Source organism: Specibacter sp. AOP5-B1-6 (assembly GCF_052376555.1).
Lineage (GTDB): Bacteria > Actinomycetota > Actinomycetes > Actinomycetales > Micrococcaceae > Specibacter.
The window spans coordinates 1-18,873 of record NZ_JBQSVT010000035.1; the positions used below are offsets into that span (position 1 = coordinate 1).

16 protein-coding genes are annotated in these 18,873 nt (G+C 64.3%); 4 read left to right on the forward strand and 12 right to left on the reverse strand.

The annotated features are described in order from the left end of the window. Window positions 1-331 precede the first annotated feature (331 nt). Window positions 332-1,342, forward strand: coding sequence for an acyl-CoA thioesterase (locus tag ACT3TS_RS15180; RefSeq protein WP_444532354.1), 1,011 nt, complete (start codon window positions 332-334; stop codon window positions 1,340-1,342). A gap of 258 nt (window positions 1,343-1,600) precedes the next feature. On the opposite strand, the gene ACT3TS_RS15185 is transcribed toward ACT3TS_RS15180, so the two are convergent. Beyond that, window positions 1,601-3,097, reverse strand: a complete 1,497-nt coding sequence (locus ACT3TS_RS15185; RefSeq protein WP_444532355.1) for an NAD-dependent succinate-semialdehyde dehydrogenase — start codon at window positions 3,095-3,097, stop codon at window positions 1,601-1,603. 210 nt (window positions 3,098-3,307) lie between these two features. After that, window positions 3,308-4,192, reverse strand: coding sequence for a 16S rRNA (cytidine(1402)-2'-O)-methyltransferase (gene rsmI, locus ACT3TS_RS15190; protein WP_444532382.1), 885 nt, complete (start codon window positions 4,190-4,192; stop codon window positions 3,308-3,310). A 105-nt stretch (window positions 4,193-4,297) separates the two neighbouring features. Between rsmI and ACT3TS_RS15195 the strand changes: the two genes are divergently transcribed. Continuing rightward, complete coding sequence (locus tag ACT3TS_RS15195) at window positions 4,298-6,052, forward strand: dolichyl-phosphate-mannose--protein mannosyltransferase (protein ID WP_444532356.1); 1,755 nt, start codon at window positions 4,298-4,300, stop codon at window positions 6,050-6,052. A 270-nt stretch (window positions 6,053-6,322) separates the two neighbouring features. On the opposite strand, the gene ACT3TS_RS15200 is transcribed toward ACT3TS_RS15195, so the two are convergent. The 4 genes from ACT3TS_RS15200 to ACT3TS_RS15215 form a co-directional block, all read right to left on the reverse strand. Beyond that, window positions 6,323-7,516 carry a TIGR01906 family membrane protein gene (locus ACT3TS_RS15200; RefSeq protein ID WP_444532357.1) on the reverse strand — a complete coding sequence of 398 codons (1,194 nt, stop codon included), beginning with the start codon at window positions 7,514-7,516 and terminating at the stop codon, window positions 6,323-6,325. Window positions 7,517-7,635: 119 nt separating this feature from the next. Beyond that, window positions 7,636-8,658: an SGNH/GDSL hydrolase family protein gene (locus tag ACT3TS_RS15205; RefSeq protein ID WP_444532358.1), complete on the reverse strand. Its 1,023-nt coding sequence runs from the start codon at window positions 8,656-8,658 to the stop codon at window positions 7,636-7,638. Between the two features lie 48 nt (window positions 8,659-8,706). Then, complete coding sequence (locus tag ACT3TS_RS15210; protein ID WP_444532359.1) at window positions 8,707-10,227, reverse strand: DUF4232 domain-containing protein; 1,521 nt, start codon at window positions 10,225-10,227, stop codon at window positions 8,707-8,709. Window positions 10,228-10,344: 117 nt separating this feature from the next. Next, a complete protein-coding gene (locus tag ACT3TS_RS15215; protein WP_444532360.1) occupies window positions 10,345-11,337 on the reverse strand; it encodes a stage II sporulation protein M in 993 nt (330 codons plus the stop codon). 50 nt (window positions 11,338-11,387) lie between these two features. Here ACT3TS_RS15215 and ACT3TS_RS15220 point away from each other — a divergent pair, with 50 nt between their 5' ends. Beyond that, window positions 11,388-12,191 carry an RDD family protein gene (locus tag ACT3TS_RS15220; protein ID WP_444532361.1) on the forward strand — a complete coding sequence of 268 codons (804 nt, stop codon included), beginning with the start codon at window positions 11,388-11,390 and terminating at the stop codon, window positions 12,189-12,191. A 97-nt stretch (window positions 12,192-12,288) separates the two neighbouring features. On the opposite strand, the gene ACT3TS_RS15225 is transcribed toward ACT3TS_RS15220, so the two are convergent. The 6 genes from ACT3TS_RS15225 to ACT3TS_RS15250 all read right to left on the reverse strand — a co-directional run bounded on the left by ACT3TS_RS15225 (window position 12,289) and on the right by ACT3TS_RS15250 (window position 18,239). Next, window positions 12,289-13,551 (reverse strand): Ig-like domain-containing protein, encoded by a 1,263-nt coding sequence (locus ACT3TS_RS15225; protein ID WP_444532362.1) that lies wholly within the window; start codon window positions 13,549-13,551, stop codon window positions 12,289-12,291. A gap of 155 nt (window positions 13,552-13,706) precedes the next feature. Further along, on the reverse strand, window positions 13,707-14,966 hold the full coding sequence (locus tag ACT3TS_RS15230) for an Ig-like domain-containing protein (protein WP_444532363.1): 1,260 nt from the start codon (window positions 14,964-14,966) through the stop codon (window positions 13,707-13,709). A 212-nt stretch (window positions 14,967-15,178) separates the two neighbouring features. Continuing rightward, the gene (locus ACT3TS_RS15235; RefSeq protein WP_444532364.1) at window positions 15,179-15,973 is read right to left on the reverse strand and encodes an MBL fold metallo-hydrolase; all 795 of its coding nucleotides are present in this window, start codon (window positions 15,971-15,973) and stop codon (window positions 15,179-15,181) included. 92 nt (window positions 15,974-16,065) lie between these two features. Continuing rightward, window positions 16,066-17,571, reverse strand: coding sequence for an adenosylhomocysteinase (gene ahcY / locus ACT3TS_RS15240; RefSeq protein WP_444532365.1), 1,506 nt, complete (start codon window positions 17,569-17,571; stop codon window positions 16,066-16,068). Between the two features lie 51 nt (window positions 17,572-17,622). Continuing rightward, window positions 17,623-17,802: a hypothetical protein gene (locus tag ACT3TS_RS15245; RefSeq protein ID WP_444532366.1), complete on the reverse strand. Its 180-nt coding sequence runs from the start codon at window positions 17,800-17,802 to the stop codon at window positions 17,623-17,625. Window positions 17,803-17,840: 38 nt separating this feature from the next. Next, on the reverse strand, window positions 17,841-18,239 hold the full coding sequence (locus ACT3TS_RS15250; RefSeq protein WP_444532367.1) for a DUF3499 domain-containing protein: 399 nt from the start codon (window positions 18,237-18,239) through the stop codon (window positions 17,841-17,843). 67 nt (window positions 18,240-18,306) lie between these two features. Between ACT3TS_RS15250 and ACT3TS_RS15255 the strand changes: the two genes are divergently transcribed. After that, the gene (locus ACT3TS_RS15255; protein ID WP_444532368.1) at window positions 18,307-18,849 is read left to right on the forward strand and encodes a metallopeptidase family protein; all 543 of its coding nucleotides are present in this window, start codon (window positions 18,307-18,309) and stop codon (window positions 18,847-18,849) included. Window positions 18,850-18,873: the final 24 nt, after the last annotated feature.

Sequence of the window (18,873 nt, forward strand, 5' to 3'; positions counted from 1 at the left end):
TGGTATGAAAATTTGACTGTGGTAAGCCATATTTTCCCCTAAAAGACGGGCATTTCGTGTTTAAAACGCCGTAGCAGCCCCAAAATTTATCGGTGGATCAAGGCTTAGGCCGGCGGACAGTATTGATCTACGTGAAATGTTATCCATGACAGTCAACTTAGGAAGAACAGATTAACAAGTTCCGCGGATGTCATGAATGGACGACCAACGGTGCGGCAACATTCACGTCGAGCCGCACTGGCCCGCTCCAAGGGAGCTGTATGTGACGCCGGAAACCTCGGATGAGACCTCCAAACGAAAGGACGGCCCCTGCGCTAAATAGAATCGTGTCATGAGTGAGACCATCGCCAATTCCGTGACCCTCCGATTCCTTGCCGCACCCACAGACCTTGGGCACAGCGGCTCCGTGGATGCCGGCACCGTGCTCGAGTGGGTGGACAAAGCGGCCTACGCGGCCGCCGTCGGCTGGGCCAAGGCCTATTGCGTAACGGCCTACGTGGGTAACATCCACTTTGCGGACCCCGTCAACAGTGGCGACATGGTGGAAGTTGAGGCGACCGTTGTTTACACCGGACGGTCGTCGATGCACATCCGAACTGTGGTGTCCTCGGGCGATCCGAGGGGCGGCACCCCCACGATGCGCAGTCAGTGCATCGTTATTTTCGTTGCCGTGGATGCGGACGGCAAGCCCATGGCGGTCAAACCGTTTGAGCCGACCACGAACCAAGAAATCCATCAGCGCGACGATGCCCTGACCCGGATCAAGGTCCGGGAAGAAATCGTGGACGCCATGAAGGCCGAGGAATACACCGATGCCGGAACAGCCGAGTGTGTTGTCCTGAGATTCCTGGCCGCACCCACGGACGTGAATTGGGGTGGGAAGGTTCACGGCGGGATTGTCATGAAGTGGATCGATGAGGCCGCCTATGTGTGCGCAACCAGGTACTGCGGGAATGACACCGTGGCGGTATTCTCCGGTGGCGTCCGTTTCTATCGTCCGTTGCTGATCGGCCACGTTGTCGAAGTCGAGGCACGGCTGGTTTACACCGGAACGAAGGGCATGCACATCGCCGTGCATGTGCGTTCGGGAGATCCCAAAAGCGGCGAGATGAACCTGACAACCTACTGCCTGACCGTCATGGTGACAAGGGACGACGCCGGCAACTCGGTTCCGGTTCCATCCTGGGTTCCCCTTACCGAAGAGGACAAGCGCCTGCACGCCCACGCCCGCGAACTGCTCGAAATTCGTGGCCGGGCGCCCGGGAACAGGCTCCCCAACCACTTGTTGCAAGCTGAACGTCCGACGGCGCAGGGCACAACCGCTGGGAACGTTCCAGCCTAGAGAACGAGACACCAGGATGTCGCGGACTGCAGCGGGGTGGAGACCCTCATCCGGCGTTTGCGCACGGCAGCAACACCCTGGCGCCGATTCCGCGCAGCCCTGATTCCGACGTCGTTCCTGGAAAAGACCCTGAAGCCGCCCCTCCCCAACGCTCTCGCAGCAATGGCGTGTTTTTCCCGGACGCTCTCGCAGCAATGGCTGGTTAAACAGCAACGCTTCCCCAGCCCAATGTTGGGGAAGCGTTGCTGTTGGCGGTGGTTACATGGTGTTCGGGTTCGGGAAGCCGATGTACTGCGTGTACAGGTACTCTTCGATGCCCTCGACGCTGCCTTCGCGACCCAGGCCGGACTGTTTGACGCCGCCAAACGGGGCCGCGGCGTTGGAGATGACGCCGGCGTTCAGGCCCATCATGCCGGTCTCGATGCGGTTGGCCATGCGCAGTCCGCGGTTGTGGTCCCTGGTGAAGACGTAGGCGACCAGGCCGTATTCGGTGTCGTTGGCCAGGGCGACGGCCTCGTCCTCGTTTTTGAACGTGACGATGGGGGCGACCGGGCCGAAGATTTCCTCGGTGAGGATGCGGGCGCCGGGCTCGACCCCCTGCAGGACGGTGGGCTGGTAAAAGTAGCCGGGGCCGTCGACGGGTGCGCCGCCGGCAATCGCGGTGGCCCCGTCGGCCAGGGCGTCGGTGACGAGCGAGTGGACCTTGTCACGGCTCTTGGCGTCAACCAGCGGACCCACCTTGGTGGCGGGATCGGTGCCGCGCCCGATTGTCATGCCGGTCATCTTGGCGGCGAACTTGGTGGCGAATTCATCGGCCACGGATTCGTGCACGAGGAAGCGGTTGGCGGCCGTGCAGGCCTCGCCCATGTTGCGCAGCTTCGCGGCCATGGCACCCTCGACGGCGGCATCCAGGTCGGCGTCCTCGAAGACCAGAAACGGGGCGTTGCCGCCCAGTTCCATGGAGGTGCGCAGGACGTTGGCTGACGCGTCGGCCAAAAGGCGTTTGCCCACCGGCGTGGAACCGGTGAAGGAGAGCTTGCGCAGGCGCGTGTCCTTGACCAACGGCCCGGTCACTCCGCCGGCGTCCGTGGTTGAGACGACGTTGAGCACTCCGGCGGGCAGGCCCGCCTCAATGAGCACCTGGGCAAAGAGGAGGCTGGTCAGGGGCGTGAGGTTTGCGGGCTTGAGCACCATGGTGCAGCCGGCGGCGATCGCGGGAGCGATCTTGCGGGTCGCCATGGCCAGCGGGAAGTTCCACGGCGTGATCAAAAGGCACGGGCCCACGGGCTTTTTCTGCACCAGGATCTGCTGGGTACCCTCGGGGTTGCCGGAGTAGCGGCCGAAGGAGCGCACGGCCTCCTCGGAGAACCAGCGCAGGAATTCGGCACCGTATTTCACCTCGCCCATGGACTCGGCCAGCGGCTTGCCCATTTCAAGTGTCATCAGCAGGGCAAAGTCGTCGGCACGGGCCATGACCAGGTCATAGGCGCGGCGCAGGATCTCGGCGCGCTCCCGGGGAGCCGTTGCGGCCCACCCGTCCTGGGCGGCCACGGCGGCGTCGAGGGCTGCCGCACCATCCTCAGCGGCGGCGTCGGCAATGTCCAGGAGCGCCTTGCCCGTGGACGGATCCTCGACACTGAATGTCGCACCGGAGGCGGCACCGCGCCATTGACCGTTGATCAGCAACCCGGTGGGAACACTTGCCAGCAAGGCGCTTTCGCGCTCATTGAGTTCGGTGGCGGCTGTCACGGTCATGATGACTCCTTCGTCTGGTGCCGCTGCCGGGGCGCTGGCCAAGGGGTTTGTCCCCGAGGTTCCTGCTGCGGCCCATGTGGCAGTGCGGCGGCGTATGGTGCGTTCAGTTCACCGTAGTTCGCGGAAGACAAAAGTGTCTACGCTTGCACGCACTGCCAACGACGGTTTTGCTGTGCATTTGTACAACGGCGGCGGCAGGCGCCGCGGCGGCTACTTCCTGGCGGCCAGCACGGCGCTGTACAGTTCACGCTTGCTGACGTGGACGTCGTGGGCGATCACGGCGACAGCTTCCTTGAGTCGCATGCCTTGGGCGATGAGTGCGTTGACGGCGGCGACCTGGTCCTCGGGTGTGCCGGGGTCCGAGTCGGGGGCGCCACCAACGACAATGGCAATTTCGCCGCGGATCTGGGTGGTTTCAGCCCATTCAAGCAGCCCGGACAGGGGCTTGCGGAGGACCTCTTCGTAAGTTTTCGTCATTTCGCGGCACACGGCGCCCGGGCGGGCAGGGCCAAAGGCGGTGTGCAGCGCCCGCAACATGGCCTCTAGCCTGTGCGGGGCTTCAAAGAACACCATGGTGCGCTTTTCCACGGCCAGATCGTGGAGCCTGCTGGCCCGCTCCCCCGATTTGCGGGGCAGGAAACCCTCAAAACAAAATCTGTCGGTGGGCAGCCCCGACAGGGCGAGGGCCGTCAGCACGGCCGAGGGGCCGGGCGCCGCCGTCACCTTCACGCCCGCCTCGACGGCTGCAGCCACGAGGCGGAAGCCGGGGTCGGACACCGACGGCATGCCCGCGTCCGTCACCATGACCAGGGTTTTTCCGTCCTGAACCTTGGCCAGCAGCTCAGCGGTCTTGGTGGCCTCATTGTGCTCGTGGTAGCTGATGATCTGCCCGCCGACCTTGATGCCAAGGCTCGTCACGAGCCGGTGCAGCCTGCGGGTGTCCTCTGCTGCCACGACGTCGGCCGCCTCCAGCCAGGCGATGAGCCGCGACGAGGCATCGCCCATGTTTCCAATCGGGGTGGCGGCCAAAACAATGTAGCCCTCACCCGGTTTCGCGGTCGGGGCCAGGCTTGAATCGAGGGGTCCTTCGGCCATTTCCGTGGTTTGTTCTGCGTTGTCGGGGCCGGGGCCAAAGTCATCTTCCATGACACCAGCGTAGTAGGCACGGGCTGCGGGGCGCACTTGGGTACGATTGACTCCGTGCAACCCCAAGCAATTGATACCGCTGCGGCGGCTCCGGACCCTGCTGCTGCCGACGTGCCCGCAGCACCCCGCCGTCGTGCGGACGCGCCGGACGGCGGGGCGGCCAGCGCCGGCACGGGCGGCCCGGCGTCAGGAGCAGGCCTGCGCTGGGTGCGTGATCCGGTGGCGGCCTTCACCCGGTCAAGCCTTGCGGCACGGCTGCTGGGGACGCGCTTCTCCTTCTTCACCACCCCTGCCAGCATGCGCCTGTGGTTTTGGCTCGCGCCGGCACTGACGGCGCTGATCGGCGGCGTCCTTCGCTTCGTCAGGCTCGGCCAGCCGCAGTCGCTGGTCTTCGACGAGACCTACTACGTCAAGGACGCCTACAGCTACCTGCAGAGCGGTTACGAACGCAATTGGGCCGACAAGGCCAACGATCTCTTCAACCAGGGCATCTTCACCAGCCTTGAAAGCACCGCCGAATACGTTGTCCACCCGCCCGTGGGCAAATGGATGATCGCCTTCGGCATGTGGATTTTCGGTCCGGACAGCACCTTTGGCTGGCGCTTCTCCGCCGCCCTCGTGGGCACGCTGTCCATCTTCATTCTGGCCCTGATCGCGCAAAAGATGTTCCGCTCCACCATTCTGGGGGCCGTCGCGGGCCTGCTCTTCGCCGTCGACGGGCACGCCATCGTCCAGTCGCGCACCTCCCTGCTGGACATCTTCGTCATGTTCTTCGCGCTCCTTGGCTTTGGCGCCGTACTCATGGACCGTGATGACGGACGACGGCGGCTGGCGGCCAGGCTGTCATCCCGCGCCGGGGCGGATGGCCGGGTTGCGGCCAAGGATCTGCTGTACGGCCCGTGGCTGGGCATCCGGTGGTGGCGCCTGGCCGCCGGCGTGGCACTGGGATTGTGCATTGGCACCAAATGGTCGGGACTGTTTTTCCTTGCCGCTTTTGGCCTGCTGAGCGTCATCTGGGACATGAATGCCCGCCGCATTGCCGGCATCAAGTACTGGATCGCGGGTGCCATCTGGAAGGACGGCATTGTGGCGTTCGTGAGCATGGTCCCCGTGGCCGCGGCCACCTACCTTGCCTCCTGGACCGGCTGGTTCATGTCCAAGGACGCCTACGACAGGAACTGGGCAGCCGACAACCCCGCAGGCAGCTGGGGTTGGGTTCCCGATTCGCTGCGGTCGCTGTGGCATTACCACTCAACCGCCTACAATTTCCACACGGGACTCGCTTCGGACCACCCCTACAAGGCCAACGCGTGGTCGTGGTTTGTCATGGGCAGGCCAACCTCGTTCTACGTCAAGAACTACGAAAACGGCGAGGCCGGCTGCGCCGTGGACAAGTGCACGGCAGCCATCACCAGTATCGGCAACCCGTTGATCTGGTGGGCCGGCTCGCTAGCCATCCTGTTCCTCATCGGCGTGTGGATTGCCAAGCGCGACTGGCGTGCCGGCGCGATACTCCTGGGCTTCGCTGCCGGGTTCCTGCCGTGGATTTTCTACCCCACGCGCACCATCTTCTTTTTCTACGCCATCGCGTACGAACCGTTCATGATCCTGGCGGTCGTCATGGTGCTTGGCATGGTGATGGGCAAAATCGGCGACCCGCCGTGGCGGCGCCAGCAAGGGGCCGTCATCGTGGGCATCTTCCTGGTCCTGGCCGTGGCGGTCAGCGCCTTCTTCTACCCCATCTGGGCGGCTGAAATCATCCCGCAGGAATACTGGCGCCAACACATGTGGCTCCCCAGCTGGATCTAGTCCCCACCGCCACCGCCACCCTTAACCACGTACCTCGGCCAGGGAACCCCGGCGGCGTGGGCCCACCCACCGCCTGCTTAACCACGTACCTCGGCCAGGGAACCCCGGCGGCGTGGGCCCATCCACCACTTGTTAAAGTAGTACGGCGGCGGCCGAGCTGGCCGCCGTCGTACTGCTTTAATGGGCCCTGCCCTGTGTGGCTGGACAGCCGCGCAGGACCGGAGGGTCGATGTGGCAGGTCAGCCGATGAGGCTGGGCGCCCCCGCCTGGTTAGGCAGCCGTGTCGGGCTGGGCGGCCCTGCGCCCCGGACGCGTGGCCGCGCTGACGGCTTGGCGGCGGTCCTTGGTGGGCCAGGTGAACGCCAGCGTCAACGAGGAGACCACCAGCACGAACGCGCCGATGAAGATGCCCGCATCCATCCAGAACTGGCTGGGGAACAAGCGGATCAAGGTGTCGTCGGTGTAGAACGTCCAAGTGCCGTCGGCGAAGAAAATCTTGTGGAATTCCGTGAAGAACTGTTCCCAACCGGCCACGGCCAACACGCCCAGGGCCAGGATCACGGCCAGGGTGGCAATGGAACCGGCGAACAAGCCGCGGCGGATTCCGCCGGGGGCTCGCCGCGACAGGTAGATCATGCCGATCACCATCACGATCGCCAGCACCAGTCCGGCAAGGAACGCCATGACGATGACGCCCTTGACGTCGGCCATGTGGCCAACCTCGCTGGCCAGGAACAACGGTTTTCCTGCGGCATCGACAAGGTCGCCCAGGTACCGTGGCGCGGTGAAGTTCAGCAGGTAGTCGATGGTGTACGAACCGTAGGTCACCCGGTCCTCGGTGCTGAATCCAAAGGAGTCTGCGGGGAAACCGGGGCGGTGGTATTCAGCCCAGAGGAAGACCGAGGAGGTGACCACGCGGATGGAGAGCACCAACAACACGATCGGATAAAAAACGGCGATCAGGACCTGGAACACGCGCGTCAGCACCGGTTTGGTGTTGGCAGCTTTTTCCATGGCCGCTTGGCGTTTGGCCACTTCCTCGGCAGACGGGCGACGCGTGATCACGGTTGTGGGGTTGGGCTCGACCGGGGCTGACGAATCCGCCTCGCTGATGCTCTTTGACAGTGCGGCAGCAATCTCGTCGTCGCTGGGCAGGCGCGGCATCCTGCCGGCCGGGCGCATGGGCTCGGGCTCAGCGTCGGCAGCACCGTCGATCTTGATCCTGGTGGTTGCACCGGTCGCCGAGGGGTCCGTGGGCACGGCGCCGGCCCGGCGCGGACTGGTCTTGTCGACTGCACGGAACTGCTCGGTGGCCGCGGGCTTATCCGGTGCTGTGGGCAGGTCGGCCACAGGCTTCTCCGCCGCTGCGGACTGGGCGGCCGCAGGTTCACCAGCACGGTCCGACGGGGTCGTGTGCGGGGCCGCGCTGTTGGCAGAGTCCTGGGGCTTTGAATTCTCGGTCACAAGTCGAAAGGATACCGGCCCACCAGCACCGCCGGGGTCTGCCACCCCGCGCCGATGCCAAAATGTCACCAGATACCCAGTCCGCACCCAGCAGGGCAGCGACATTCCCGGGCCGGCGGCTACTCCGCAGGAGGCGGGACCGCGTTGCCAAAGATCCGGCCCCGTTTGAGGTGCGTGGATTCGGCGGCTGCGGATGGGTGCGGCGCGGAAGGGTGCGGCGCGGATGGGTGTGGTGCGGATGGGTGTGGTGCGGATGCCTGCCCCAGCGATCCCGGCTCCACAGATCCTGGGACGGCTTCGTCGATCGGTGCCGGCACGGGGCGTTTGGCGGAGAACCCGGCGCTGGGAGATTGGTGCCGGATGCCGTTGAGCATCCAGGGCACCAGATACTCACGGGCCCAGAGGACGTCCCCCGCACGGGCCTCACGCCAGCTCTGCTCCGGCAGAGGCTTGGGCCGCAGCGGCACGAGCGAATGCGGCACGTTCAGTGTTTCCAGCACCATGGCCGCCACGGCGTGGTGTCCCATGGACGACGGGTGCAGCCGGTCCGCGCCCCACATCCGCGGATCGTGCAATTCCGTCATCGCCCACAGGTCAGCGATCAAGGCGTCGTGGTGTTCGGCAATGCTGCGCAGGTTCTCGTTGTAGACGGCAATCTTCGTGCGAAACTGGCCCAGCACCGTTGACCGGCCCGAATCAGGGCCGACAAAAATCAACACCGTCACGCCCTGGAAGCTCAGGCTTTCCACGGCGCCTTCCAAAATGGCCGCCAGTTTATCCGGATCGGCGCCCGCGTGCAGCAGGTCGTTGCCGCCTGCCTGGAGTGACACCAGGTCCGGCTTGAGCGTCAGGGCCGGGCCCAGCTGACTGTCGACAACCTCGTGCAGCACCTGCCCGCGCACGGCCAGGTTGGCATAGGCAAAGTCGCCAACACCAACACTGAGTTCCTCGGCAACACGGTCTGCCCAGCCACGGTAAGACCCCGGACGTCGCGGATCCGGGTCATCCAAGCCCTCGGTGAAGGAATCTCCCACGGCTACAAAGCGGCGCCAAGGATGGACCGGCAGGCTGCCCGCCGGACCGGCCACGCCCCCAACTGCCGCGCTTCCGGAATTGCCGGGGTTGCCGGCTTCGTGTCCCATGTCCCCATACTGCACCCCCGGCCGGCACTTAAGCGCGCTGGGGCCGGACTATCTAAATGCTTCGGCGTTTGGCCAGCTCCACGCCGAGACCTTGATTTCGCTGCCGTCGATGATGTCCGGAACGTCATACAGCTCGGTTCTGGCAGTAAAATCCCCGTTTCCGGCGGGTGCGACAGCGATGAACTTCGGCAGCGTGAGGCCCTGGCTCGTGGAGTTGGCGCCCCAATGGAGCATGGCCCAGGCCGTGCCGCCGGGTGCCAGGATGATGGTGGCCGGGCCCGGATCGGAGAACATGTAGGAGGAACCATTGACGAGGGTCACGGGCATGTCCGTACCGTCAGGTGCCTGAAAGGTGACAGTCGGGTAGCCACGCACCGAACAGCTTGTTTCGCTCAGGTTGGACAGCACCAACTTCATGGCCCGATGTCCCAACCCCGCTTCAACCCGGCCTTCGACGGCGCCCGACACCTGGTCTGTCCGGCATTCGGGAGAGCCGCCTGGGGCCTGCGGCGTCGCACCGGGGTCCGTGGCAGGCGTATCGGATTCTTCTGCTTCTCCGGGATGCGCGGCTTCCCCGGACTGCGCAGCCGAGTAATTCAGCTGCCCTGACAGGCTGGGCCGGGTGCGGTCCCCATGGATGTCGGCTTCCGCTTCCCCGTAATTAACCACATAGCTGCCGAGAACGTCTTCGTTATGCTCCCGATGAATGGGGGTGGTTTTGATGAGCTGTTCAATCGACTGCGCGTCTTCCCGGGTGCCCGTCTCCAAGGACAGGGACAGTGCCAGTTCCGTTGACCGGAATGGTTTCCGTACTTCAAGCGATTTCACGGGTTGGGTGCCGGCCAAGGTGCCGATCAAGTCCAGGGCCTCCGGCCCCAGCCACCCGCCGGCCAGGTCCAGTGTCGCGGTGGCGGACCCGGCTGAGAGCACAATTTCGGGCAGCCGCTTCAACTGCAGGGCCGCCATGGTTGGGGGCAGCTGGTCGACGTCGTGCATTCTGACACTGGCATGGCCGCTGCCGTCAATGGCTGCGGATCTGACCCCGGGGTAGCCGCGGTAGTCAACGGCATCGGAAAAGTATGAGGTCTGGCTGAAGTTGTCGCCCAGGGTGTCCACGGTTGGCCGGGACTGGTGAGTCACGGCCGAGACGGATCCGTCATTGTTTTCCAGCGTCACCACGAGCCGGTATTCCTCGGACCACCTCATGACGTGGTTGCCCACCGTGCGCGCGGTGACAAGCGCAGCAGGGGTGGAGACGCCAGCGGCCAATTTGACGGTCAGGGCAATCTCCCAGAGCGCCCGGGGGCTGCCAACCATCCCGTTCGTGGTGCCATCCGCCGGAGAGGCGTAGTTCGCCTGCACGTCCGTGACGTTGTCCGCGGTCAGCGCCAGTTCCACCATGGCTGTTCCGGCCTGCTGGACTTCCGCAGGAAGGGTCGGGCTCCCGGCCTCGGCTCCCGAATCGGATGCGGACGAGGATGCGCCAAGGCAGCCGCTCAGGGACAATACCAAGGCGGCAAGGAGCAGCACTGCCAACCCCGCCCTGCCGATCCTGTCGCCAACTGCCACTGCACTCCCCCTCGTTGTCGACCGGCTTCTTGTTCCCGGCGACTGCTGTCAATGCGGCCCGGGCTTGCTGGCCGGTCCTATGCGCTCCTGTCCGGCAACCCTGCCACGGACCAGGTCTCAGGCCGAGCGCACGGAGGCTCCGGCGTCGTCCGCGTCAAGGTCACCTGTCTCACCTGATCTGGCAGCCCTGCCGCCCAAAATCAAGGTGTAGGCCCAATAGGCGGCGAGCACCAGGGCGCCGATGCTGATCTTGGCCCAAACGGGCAGCGGGCTGGGCGTCACAAACGCTTCGACAAGGCCGGACACGAACAACACCAGCACCAGGCCGGCGGCTACGGTGATCAGCGCGCGGCCTTCCCGGGCCAGCGAATTGAGGCGTGTTTGCGGGCCGGGGCTCACCCACGCCCAGAAGATCCGCAGTCCCGCCGCGGCGGCGATGAAGATTGCGGAGAGCTCCATGAAGCCGTGCGGCAGGATGTAGCTGAAGAACACGTCGCCCCGGTCAAAGGCGAACATGACCCCGGCCGTCATGCCGATGTTTTGGGCATTCATGAAAATTGAATACGGGATGAAAACCCCGGTGATCCCAAACGCCACGCATTGGGCGGCAATCCAGGCGTTGTTGGTCCAGACTGCCCCGGCAAACGAGGCCGCCGGGTTTTCCGAATAATAAGCCACAAAGTCATGGTCGACCAGCTGCTGCAGCTGCTTGTCGCTGCCCATGGCCGCCATGACGCCGGGATTGGATGCCGTCCACACGGCAAACAAGGTCCCGATGAGAACAAAAACAGCGCCAACAATCACCGTCAGCCAACGCAAACGGTAAAACGCCGCGGGCAGCGAGATGACAAAGAAGCGCGCCGTGTCGACAAAGAAATTCGATTTGGCACCCGTGAACCGGGTTCTGGCGTTGGCCAGGGTTGCTGACAACGACGCCGACAAGGCGCTCTCCGCCGCCACCGACCGGATCAACGACAGCTGGGCCGACACGCTTTGGTAGAGCTCCAGCAGCTCGTCGGCCTCGGCACCGCTCAGGCGCCGTTTCCGGGCAAGCTCCTTGAGCCGCTCCCATTGCGGGCCGTGCACTGTCGTAAAGGCATCCATGTCCATTCGTCCCAGCCTATCGCTCGCCGGCCCCGCGGCGTGGATAGACTGGATGAATGTCCGCCATCATCACCGGCGAAGCCGTCGTCCTTGAGCTTCGGCCCGCATCTTTTGCCGCCCGTTCACTCGCCACCGCCATCGACGTCCTGGCCACCCTCCTGGTTGGTTTGGGGCTGTTGCTGCTCCTTGGCGCGCTGCCCTTTGTCGTTGACATGGCCGCCGTCCGGGCGATCATGCTCGTTGCCGTGGTGACGCTGCTGGTCATTGTGCCGATCACGGTGGAGACGCTCAGCCGCGGCAAATCCCTCGGGAAGCTTGTCATGGGGCTGCGGATAGTGCGGGACGACGGCGGATCCATCCGCTTCCGCCACGCCCTGATCCGTGCCCTGCTGGCAGTTCTCGAAATCTACATGACGTTCGGTTCGCTGGCCTGCATGGTGTCCTTGTTCAACGAAAAATCCAAGCGTCTCGGTGACATGCTGGCCGGAACCTACGCCATCCGGGACCGTGCGCCGAAGACCGTTCCGCTGCAGGTCGCGGTTGCTCCGCAACTGGCCCAATGGGCGGCTCTGGCCGACATTGGCCGCATGCCGGACACCCTGGCGCGGCGCATCTCCATGTACCTGCGCCAAGGCCCGGCCATGGCCGCCGCCTCACGCCATTCCCTGGGCGTGGAGCTGGCCAACGAGGCCAGCCGCTACGTCGCCCCGCTGCCTGCGGCCGGAACCGACCCCGCAGTCTTTTTGTCATCATTGATTGCCGAACGCCGGGAGCGTGAATTCAAGCGCATGAACGTTGCGGCGCAGCGGGCGGCCTCGGTGCGCGGGCAGCTCGAACGCCACGGCGTGGGCGGCCAATAGCCGCCCCGGGTACGGTGTGAGAGATGTGGGTTCCGGCGCTAGAGTCCGTGCCCGAGTGCGGTGGTGGGTCCGGTACTGGACCCAGCGTTGAATCCGGCTACCGTGACGCGTATTGGTCGAACGGGATGTTCCAGTCACCGAATCCGTCGGTGGGGGCGATGGTCTCGTTGGGTGTGCCGACAGTGTTCACGATGTCGCCCGGGCCCATGTTTTCAAACACCCAGCCCGCGCCCTCGGCCGACAGCCCGATGCAGCCGTGGGACAGGTTCGCAACGCCCAGGTAGGGCATGGCAGATTCGGTGGCCTGGTGGATGAAGATGCCGCTGTTGGACAGTCGGGTGGCATATTCGACGTCGACCGAGCCATAGTCTCCGGGGTCGCCGGGCTTCAGGCCGATGCTGGCGGCCTTGAACGTTGCGTACCGCTGTTTGTCGGCTGTGAGCACCATGGTGCCGGAGGCTGACGGGAAGTCTGCATCGCCCAAAGTGGCGGGGAAGGTCTGTGCGACCTGGTCGTTGATCAAGATGCTCACGCTCATATTTGCCGCGTCAGCCTCCATCACAACCTTGTTGCCAATGTTGACGTTGTAATTTTTGTTGAAGTTGGCGATCATGCCGTTGCCAATGTCCATGCCCAGCAACTGCATGTCGACGTTGATTTGCGAGTTGGCCGGCCAGTACTCGGCGGCACGGTAGCGAACCAGCTGGTCCGTGTACCAGCGGAATGCCCCCACTTGGCCCGTGCTGGTGGTGATCTTGATGGCGTTCTCGACGGCTTCCTTGTTCACCACGGGTTCACTGAAATTGAACTCCAGAGGCTGGGCCACGCCTACTGTGGAGTCGGCGCCCGGGTACAGGGCGGCGTCGGCCACATGTGATGCCGGAACCGTGTTGAAGGTGCTGACCTCGGTGCTCTTGGCCCCTGCCGTGTCAGTGACGGTGACGTCGAAAGTATAGGCGGTGTCAAACTTCAGCGGGGTCGTTGCCGTCCATTTTTTGCTGTCGGGATCCAGCTCGCCTTCGCTGACGGCGCCCGTGGCTGTTTCCTTCAACACCGCGTGGTGCACCGTGCCGTTGGTTACCTCGGCAATCACGTCGGAGACCGGGTTCACGAAGGTTGCGCCTGTTTCCGGGCTCAGCGCCACGGTGGCCGGGATGGCCGCAACTGTTGGCGTGGGTGGCTCCTCGGGGCTGGCGGACGAGCCGGGGCTGGCGGATGAGGTGGCCGAAGGGTCAGTGCCGGCCGATCCCGGTTCCATGGTGCAGCCGGCACTGCCGGCTGCGATGCCAAAAGCAACCAGGGAGACCAAGGCGACCCGCCAACCTCGACGAGGTGTCCGGGTCTCTCTCAACTGAGCCATGCAAACTCCCCAATTCGGTGGATTTATTCCACAATCGCCAACAGTGACGCATGCAACGCCAACTAATCATTTTACGCCATGGGCACGGCTGACGCTGCCGCCGGACATTGCGGCAGCGTCACATTTCGATAACCAATGGGTGTCCGGGCCAAAGGCTACCGCTGTGCGTACTCCGCGAAGGGGATGTTCCAGTCGCCATAGCCGTCGGTGGGCGCGATGGTCTCATTGGGGCTGCCCACCACGTGGACCAGATCGCCTGTGGTCATGTTGTTGAACACCCATCCGGCCCCTTCGGCGGACATGCCGATGCAGCCGTGCGAGAGGTTGACCCTGCCAAGGAACGGGGCGGCACTGTCTGTTGCCTGGTGGATGAATTCACCGCTGGGGGTGAGCCGGGTGGCGTACTCGACGTCGACCTCGCCGTAGTTCGCAGGATCACCGGGCTTGAGGCCGATGGTGGAGGCCACAAAGTGGGCGTAGCGCTGCTTGTCTGAAAGCACCACGAGGTAGCCGGACGCGGACGGGAAGCGCTCATCTCCCATGGTGACGGGGTATTGCTTCACCAGTGCGCCGTTGATGTAGATGCTGGCCTGCAGATTCGCGGCGTCGGCCACCATTTCCACACGGTCGCCAATCTGCACAACGTTGGTCTTGTTGAAATTGCCGATCTGCCCGTTGCCAATGTCGAGACCAAAGAGCTTCATGTCGACGGTCAGTTTTGTATTGGCTGCCCAGAAATCCTCGGCACGGTATCTCAGCAATGTGTCCGAGTACCAGCGAAAGGCGCCCTTCTGCCCGGAGGAGGCCGTAATGGAGATGGCCTTTTCCACGGCTTCCTTGTTGACCACCGGCTCGCTGAAGGTGAATTGCAGCGGCTGTGCCACGCCAACTGTGGAGTCGGCCGCCGGGAACATGGCCAGGTCTGCCTCGTTCGACGCCGGCACGGTGCTGAAGGTGCTCACGGTGGTGGAGCGATTGCCATTTTCGTCTTGGGTGGTGACGTCGAAGGTGTAGTCGGTGTCGAACTTCAGTGGCGCGCTGCTGACCCATTTGCGTCCGCTGACGAACAACTCGCCGTCAGTGTTTTCGCCTGTGTCGCTTTCCTTCAACACCGCGCTGTAGACGGTGCCGTTTTCGGCCAGGGCCGTGACCTCAGCTGCGGGGTTGACGAAGGTGGCATCAGCCTTGGGTGCCAGGGTCAGGGTTACGGGCGGAGCCGCTGGCGTTGTGGTGGCCGCCGAGGGCGTTGCGGTCCCAGCCTGGTTGGTGTTGGACTGCGCCGTGGGGAGCCAGGAATGTGCCACGCCAGGCCCGACGCTGACGGCTGCAATAACCAGTGCCAGTGCGGCGATCAAGGCGATCTGCAAGCCGCGGCGGGACTTCTTGGTTTGATTCGGCTGGTCCGGTTGAGGCATTCGTACTCCCGTTTCGTGGGCTGTCCCACAAGGTCGGCGGCTTTGTTTGGTGATCCTGCCGTCCAAATCTTACGCCTGCGGCACGGGAAATCGGGACTCATTCCCCTCCGAAACAGCCGCGGTGCGCATTTTCCGATCCGGGAAGCGTCTCAGTTTCGGCTCCGCAAAAGTGTTGGCGAGGTGGCCGGTCAGCCGCTCCCCCGAGACCCGCTTCAGCCGCGCAGGAATTCCAGCTGAGCCTGAACGGACAGTTCCGCGGCTCCAAGCACATTGGCGGGAACATCGGCGTACACCACGGCAACCACCTCGGCGGCAGTTGGTTCACCACCTTGCCGGGTCCGCAAGGCGTCGACGGCGGCGCGCACCTGGGCCAGCCGCTCCTGCCGGTGCCGCTGGTACCCCGCCACCACGGCGGCGAGGTCGGGCAGGACCGGTCCATGACCGGGCAGGACGGGCATGACCGCTCCACCACCGGGAAGTGCGGGAGCGGAACCGGCTGGGTGACCGGCTGGGTGACCGGCTGGGTGACCTGCCCGGGAACCAAGCCGCCGCAGCTTCTCCAGCGATGTCAGGTAGTCCCCCAGTTTTCCGTCGGGGTGGTCCAACACCGTTGTTCCCCGGCCCAGCACCGTGTCTCCGGTCAAGACCAGGCCGCGGCCGCCGTCGTGCTTCACCACAAAGCACAGCGAATCGCTGGTGTGTCCCGGGGTGGCGAGCACCTCGATGGTGAGGCCGCCCGCCTGGATGATCTCGCCGTCGTGCAGGGGTGGTCCCTGGTGGCAAAACTCCGGCAGAAGGGCACGGACGGGGGCACCCGTGAGCCGGTGCAGGGCGGCGCTGCCGTCGGTGTGGTCGCCGTGCCGGTGGGTGATGAGGATCAGCTCCACGGAACCTTCCCCGGCAAGCTCGGCGAGGTGGCCCTCGAGGAGCGGGCCCGGATCAACCACCACCACGCCGGCCGCGTTCGGTGCGGCAAGCACGTAGGAATTTGTCCCGTCGAGCGTCATCGGACCGGGATTTTCGGCACACCTGCGCCGAACATTGTCCCCTACGGTTTCCCAGCGTGAGGTCATGGCGTCCTTTCAGTGGCAGCGGCGCTTTAGTAGCGGTAGTGGTTGGGTTTGTACGGTCCGGCCGGATCAAGGTCCAGATAGGCGGCCTGTTCGCCGCTGAGCACCGTCAGCTCAACACCCAGTGCGGCCAGATGCAGGCGGGCGACCTTTTCATCGAGGATCTTGGGCAGCACATGGACGTCTTTGCCGTACCCGGCCGTGCCGGTCTTGGTGAAAATTTCCATCTGGGCCATGACCTGGTTGGTGAAGGAGTTGGACATGACGAACGACGGGTGGCCGGTGGCGTTGCCCAGGTTCAGCAGCCGGCCCTCCGACAGGATGATGATTGAGCGTTCCGCGTCGGTGCCCGCTTCGAAGACCCATTCGTGGACCTGCGGCTTGATCTGAACTTTTGCCACGCCGTCGAGCTTGGCCAGCCCGGCCATGTCGATCTCATTGTCAAAGTGGCCGATGTTGCCGACGATGGCCTTGTTTTTCATCTTGAGCATGTCGGCGGCCATGATGATGTTTTTTCCGCCGGTGGCCGTGATGAAGATGTCGCCCTGGCCAAGCACGGTTTCCAGCGTGGCGACCTGGTAGCCGTCCATGGCTGCCTGCAGCGCGCAGATCGGGTCAATTTCGGTGACGATGACCCGTGCGCCCTGACCGCGCAGCGCCTCGGCCGAGCCCTTGCCAACGTCGCCGTAACCGCAAACGACGGCGACCTTGCCGCCGATGAGCACGTCCGTTGCGCGCATGATGCCGTCCGGCAGGGAATGGCGGATGCCGTACTTGTTGTCGAACTTGGACTTCGTGACGGAATCGTTGACGTTGATGGCAGGGAAGAGCAGTTTGCCCTCAGCTGCCAGCTGGTAGAGGCGGTGCACGCCCGTGGTGGTTTCCTCGGTGACGCCGCGGATCCCGGCGGCGATGCGCGTCCACTTGTTTTTGTCTTGTTGGAGGGAGTCGCGGAGGGCGGCCAGGAAGACGGCGCCTTCCTCCGACTCGTCTGCGGAAGTCTCCGGCACGGCCCCGGCGGCCTCGAATTCGGCACCCTTGTGGACCAGCATGGTGGCGTCCCCGCCGTCGTCCAGGATCATGTTCGGTCCCCGGAGGGAGGACCCAGCCGGATCCCCAGCGGCTCCGGGCCAGCTCAGGATTTGCTGGGCAGTCCACCAGTACTCTTCCAGCGTTTCGCCCTTCCAGGCGAAGACCGGGACGCCTGTGGGATTCTCCGGGGTGCCGGTGCCAACAACGACCGCAGCGGCTGCTTCGTCCTGGGTGGAAAAGATGTTGCAGGAAGCCCACCGGACCTCGGCGCCCAACGCCGTCAAGGTTTCAATGAGGACGGCTGTCTGCACCGTCATGTGGAGGGATCCGGCGATGCGGGCGCCCAGCAGCGGCTGGCGGTCCCGGTATTCCTCGCGCAGGCTCATCAGGCCGGGCATTTCAAACTCGGCGAGGCGGATCTGGTGGCGCCCGGCGGCAGCCAGGGAAATGTCGGCAACCTTGTAGTTGGACGGCGTCAGGGTCACTGGGGTGGAATCGCTCATGAGAAAAACTCCTTTGCGGGTTCGGTAGTGCACACTGCCTGCGCCGTCCGTTTAGGCGGTGATTTGTTCGGGTCGCAGCAACAGGGCGATGCCTTCATCGATTGTGTAACGGAGCGGACTTCCGTCCGGCCCGTTCGCTGTGCTGACAAGTTCGTTGCCATCCTGGACCAGTGTGGACCCGGTGACGGGGCAGCGCAGCACCGACATCAACTTTTCGCTAATTTTCGCCATGGTCTTCCGTTTCCTGAATTGTTCAAGCCGGCAATGTTTTAGTCGCGCAGAATGCGCAGGTGGCCGCGTCGGCCGGTGTTCGCGCCTCCCGGGGCGTGGACAGGAGGTTCGAGGCTGCCGCGGACTTCGCGCCGGGCTGCACCCGCGTCGGCGTCGTCAGGTTCGGCGTTGGCGGCTTCCCGGACGGCGTCGGCCAGTGCCAGGAGATCGTCCGGTCCCGGCATGGGTGGTTTGTCTGAACGGGCCAGATGGATGACTTCCCACCCCAGAGGTGCCGTCAGCCGGGCAGAATGCTTGGCGCACAAGTCGTAACAGTGCGGCTCGGCAAACGTTGCCAATGGCCCCAAAACAGCTGTTGAATCGGCATACACGTACGTCAAAGTGGCCACGGCCGATTCTCGGCAGGCGGATCTGGTGCATTGACGAAGGGTTCCCACGATTCCCAAGACTACCCTTACCGCGGCGATATTTCCCGTTGCCCGTTCCCGGGCTTACAGTGAAATGATGGAGTTCAACGCCCGACACAGCGAACAATCGTTCACCGTGACCCTGGATCCGCAAGATTCCGGCAACGACCAGCCGGTGTCCGGGCAGGGACGCCCGTTCCTGCGTCGGCGCCGCGACAGGCATGGCCGGGGGCTGCGCGGCGCCCTGGTCCCGGCGCAACTGCCTGCCTCCCGCACCCGCAGCGAAGAGTTTGAGGACCTGGTGGTCGATTCGGCAGATCGCCTGCGCAGCCTGTGGCCTGATGCGCTGGCCACTGTTGAATATCTGGTTGAAGAAGTGCCGGACCAGCTGGAAGCGCTCATCGCTTCGGGGGCCCAGGCACCGCTGGGCAAGTACACGCGCGGGATTCCGGCCGCCGGGGACACTCCTGCCGAACCGACCGTCATCGCCATTTACCGGCACCCCGTTGAAGTCCTCTGCGATACGCCCGGACAAGTGCGCGAATTGGTGCACGAAGTGATGGTCGAACAGGTCGCGGGGTTGCTCAATGTTGATCCCGGCACCGTTGATCCCTTGTTCCGCCGCTTCCGAGGTCAGTGAGGCACTTCGCTGGCGCAGGAACCG

What these genes read in the sequence shown, in the direction of transcription:
- ACT3TS_RS15180 (WP_444532354.1), top strand. Translation starts at nt 332, where the DNA reads ATGAGTGAGACCATCGCCAATTCCGTGACCCTCCGATTCCTTGCCGCA.
- ACT3TS_RS15185 (WP_444532355.1), bottom strand. Translation starts at nt 3,097, where the DNA reads ATGACCGTGACAGCCGCCACCGAACTCAATGAGCGCGAAAGCGCCTTG.
- rsmI (WP_444532382.1), bottom strand. Translation starts at nt 4,192, where the DNA reads ATGGCCGAAGGACCCCTCGATTCAAGCCTGGCCCCGACCGCGAAACCG.
- ACT3TS_RS15205 (WP_444532358.1), bottom strand. Translation starts at nt 8,658, where the DNA reads ATGGGACACGAAGCCGGCAACCCCGGCAATTCCGGAAGCGCGGCAGTT.
- ACT3TS_RS15215 (WP_444532360.1), bottom strand. Translation starts at nt 11,337, where the DNA reads ATGGACATGGATGCCTTTACGACAGTGCACGGCCCGCAATGGGAGCGG.
- ACT3TS_RS15220 (WP_444532361.1), top strand. Translation starts at nt 11,388, where the DNA reads ATGTCCGCCATCATCACCGGCGAAGCCGTCGTCCTTGAGCTTCGGCCC.
- ACT3TS_RS15225 (WP_444532362.1), bottom strand. Translation starts at nt 13,551, where the DNA reads ATGGCTCAGTTGAGAGAGACCCGGACACCTCGTCGAGGTTGGCGGGTC.
- ACT3TS_RS15230 (WP_444532363.1), bottom strand. Translation starts at nt 14,966, where the DNA reads ATGCCTCAACCGGACCAGCCGAATCAAACCAAGAAGTCCCGCCGCGGC.
- ACT3TS_RS15235 (WP_444532364.1), bottom strand. Translation starts at nt 15,973, where the DNA reads ATGACGCTCGACGGGACAAATTCCTACGTGCTTGCCGCACCGAACGCG.
- ahcY (WP_444532365.1), bottom strand. Translation starts at nt 17,571, where the DNA reads ATGAGCGATTCCACCCCAGTGACCCTGACGCCGTCCAACTACAAGGTT.
- ACT3TS_RS15245 (WP_444532366.1), bottom strand. Translation starts at nt 17,802, where the DNA reads ATGGCGAAAATTAGCGAAAAGTTGATGTCGGTGCTGCGCTGCCCCGTC.
- ACT3TS_RS15255 (WP_444532368.1), top strand. Translation starts at nt 18,307, where the DNA reads ATGGAGTTCAACGCCCGACACAGCGAACAATCGTTCACCGTGACCCTG.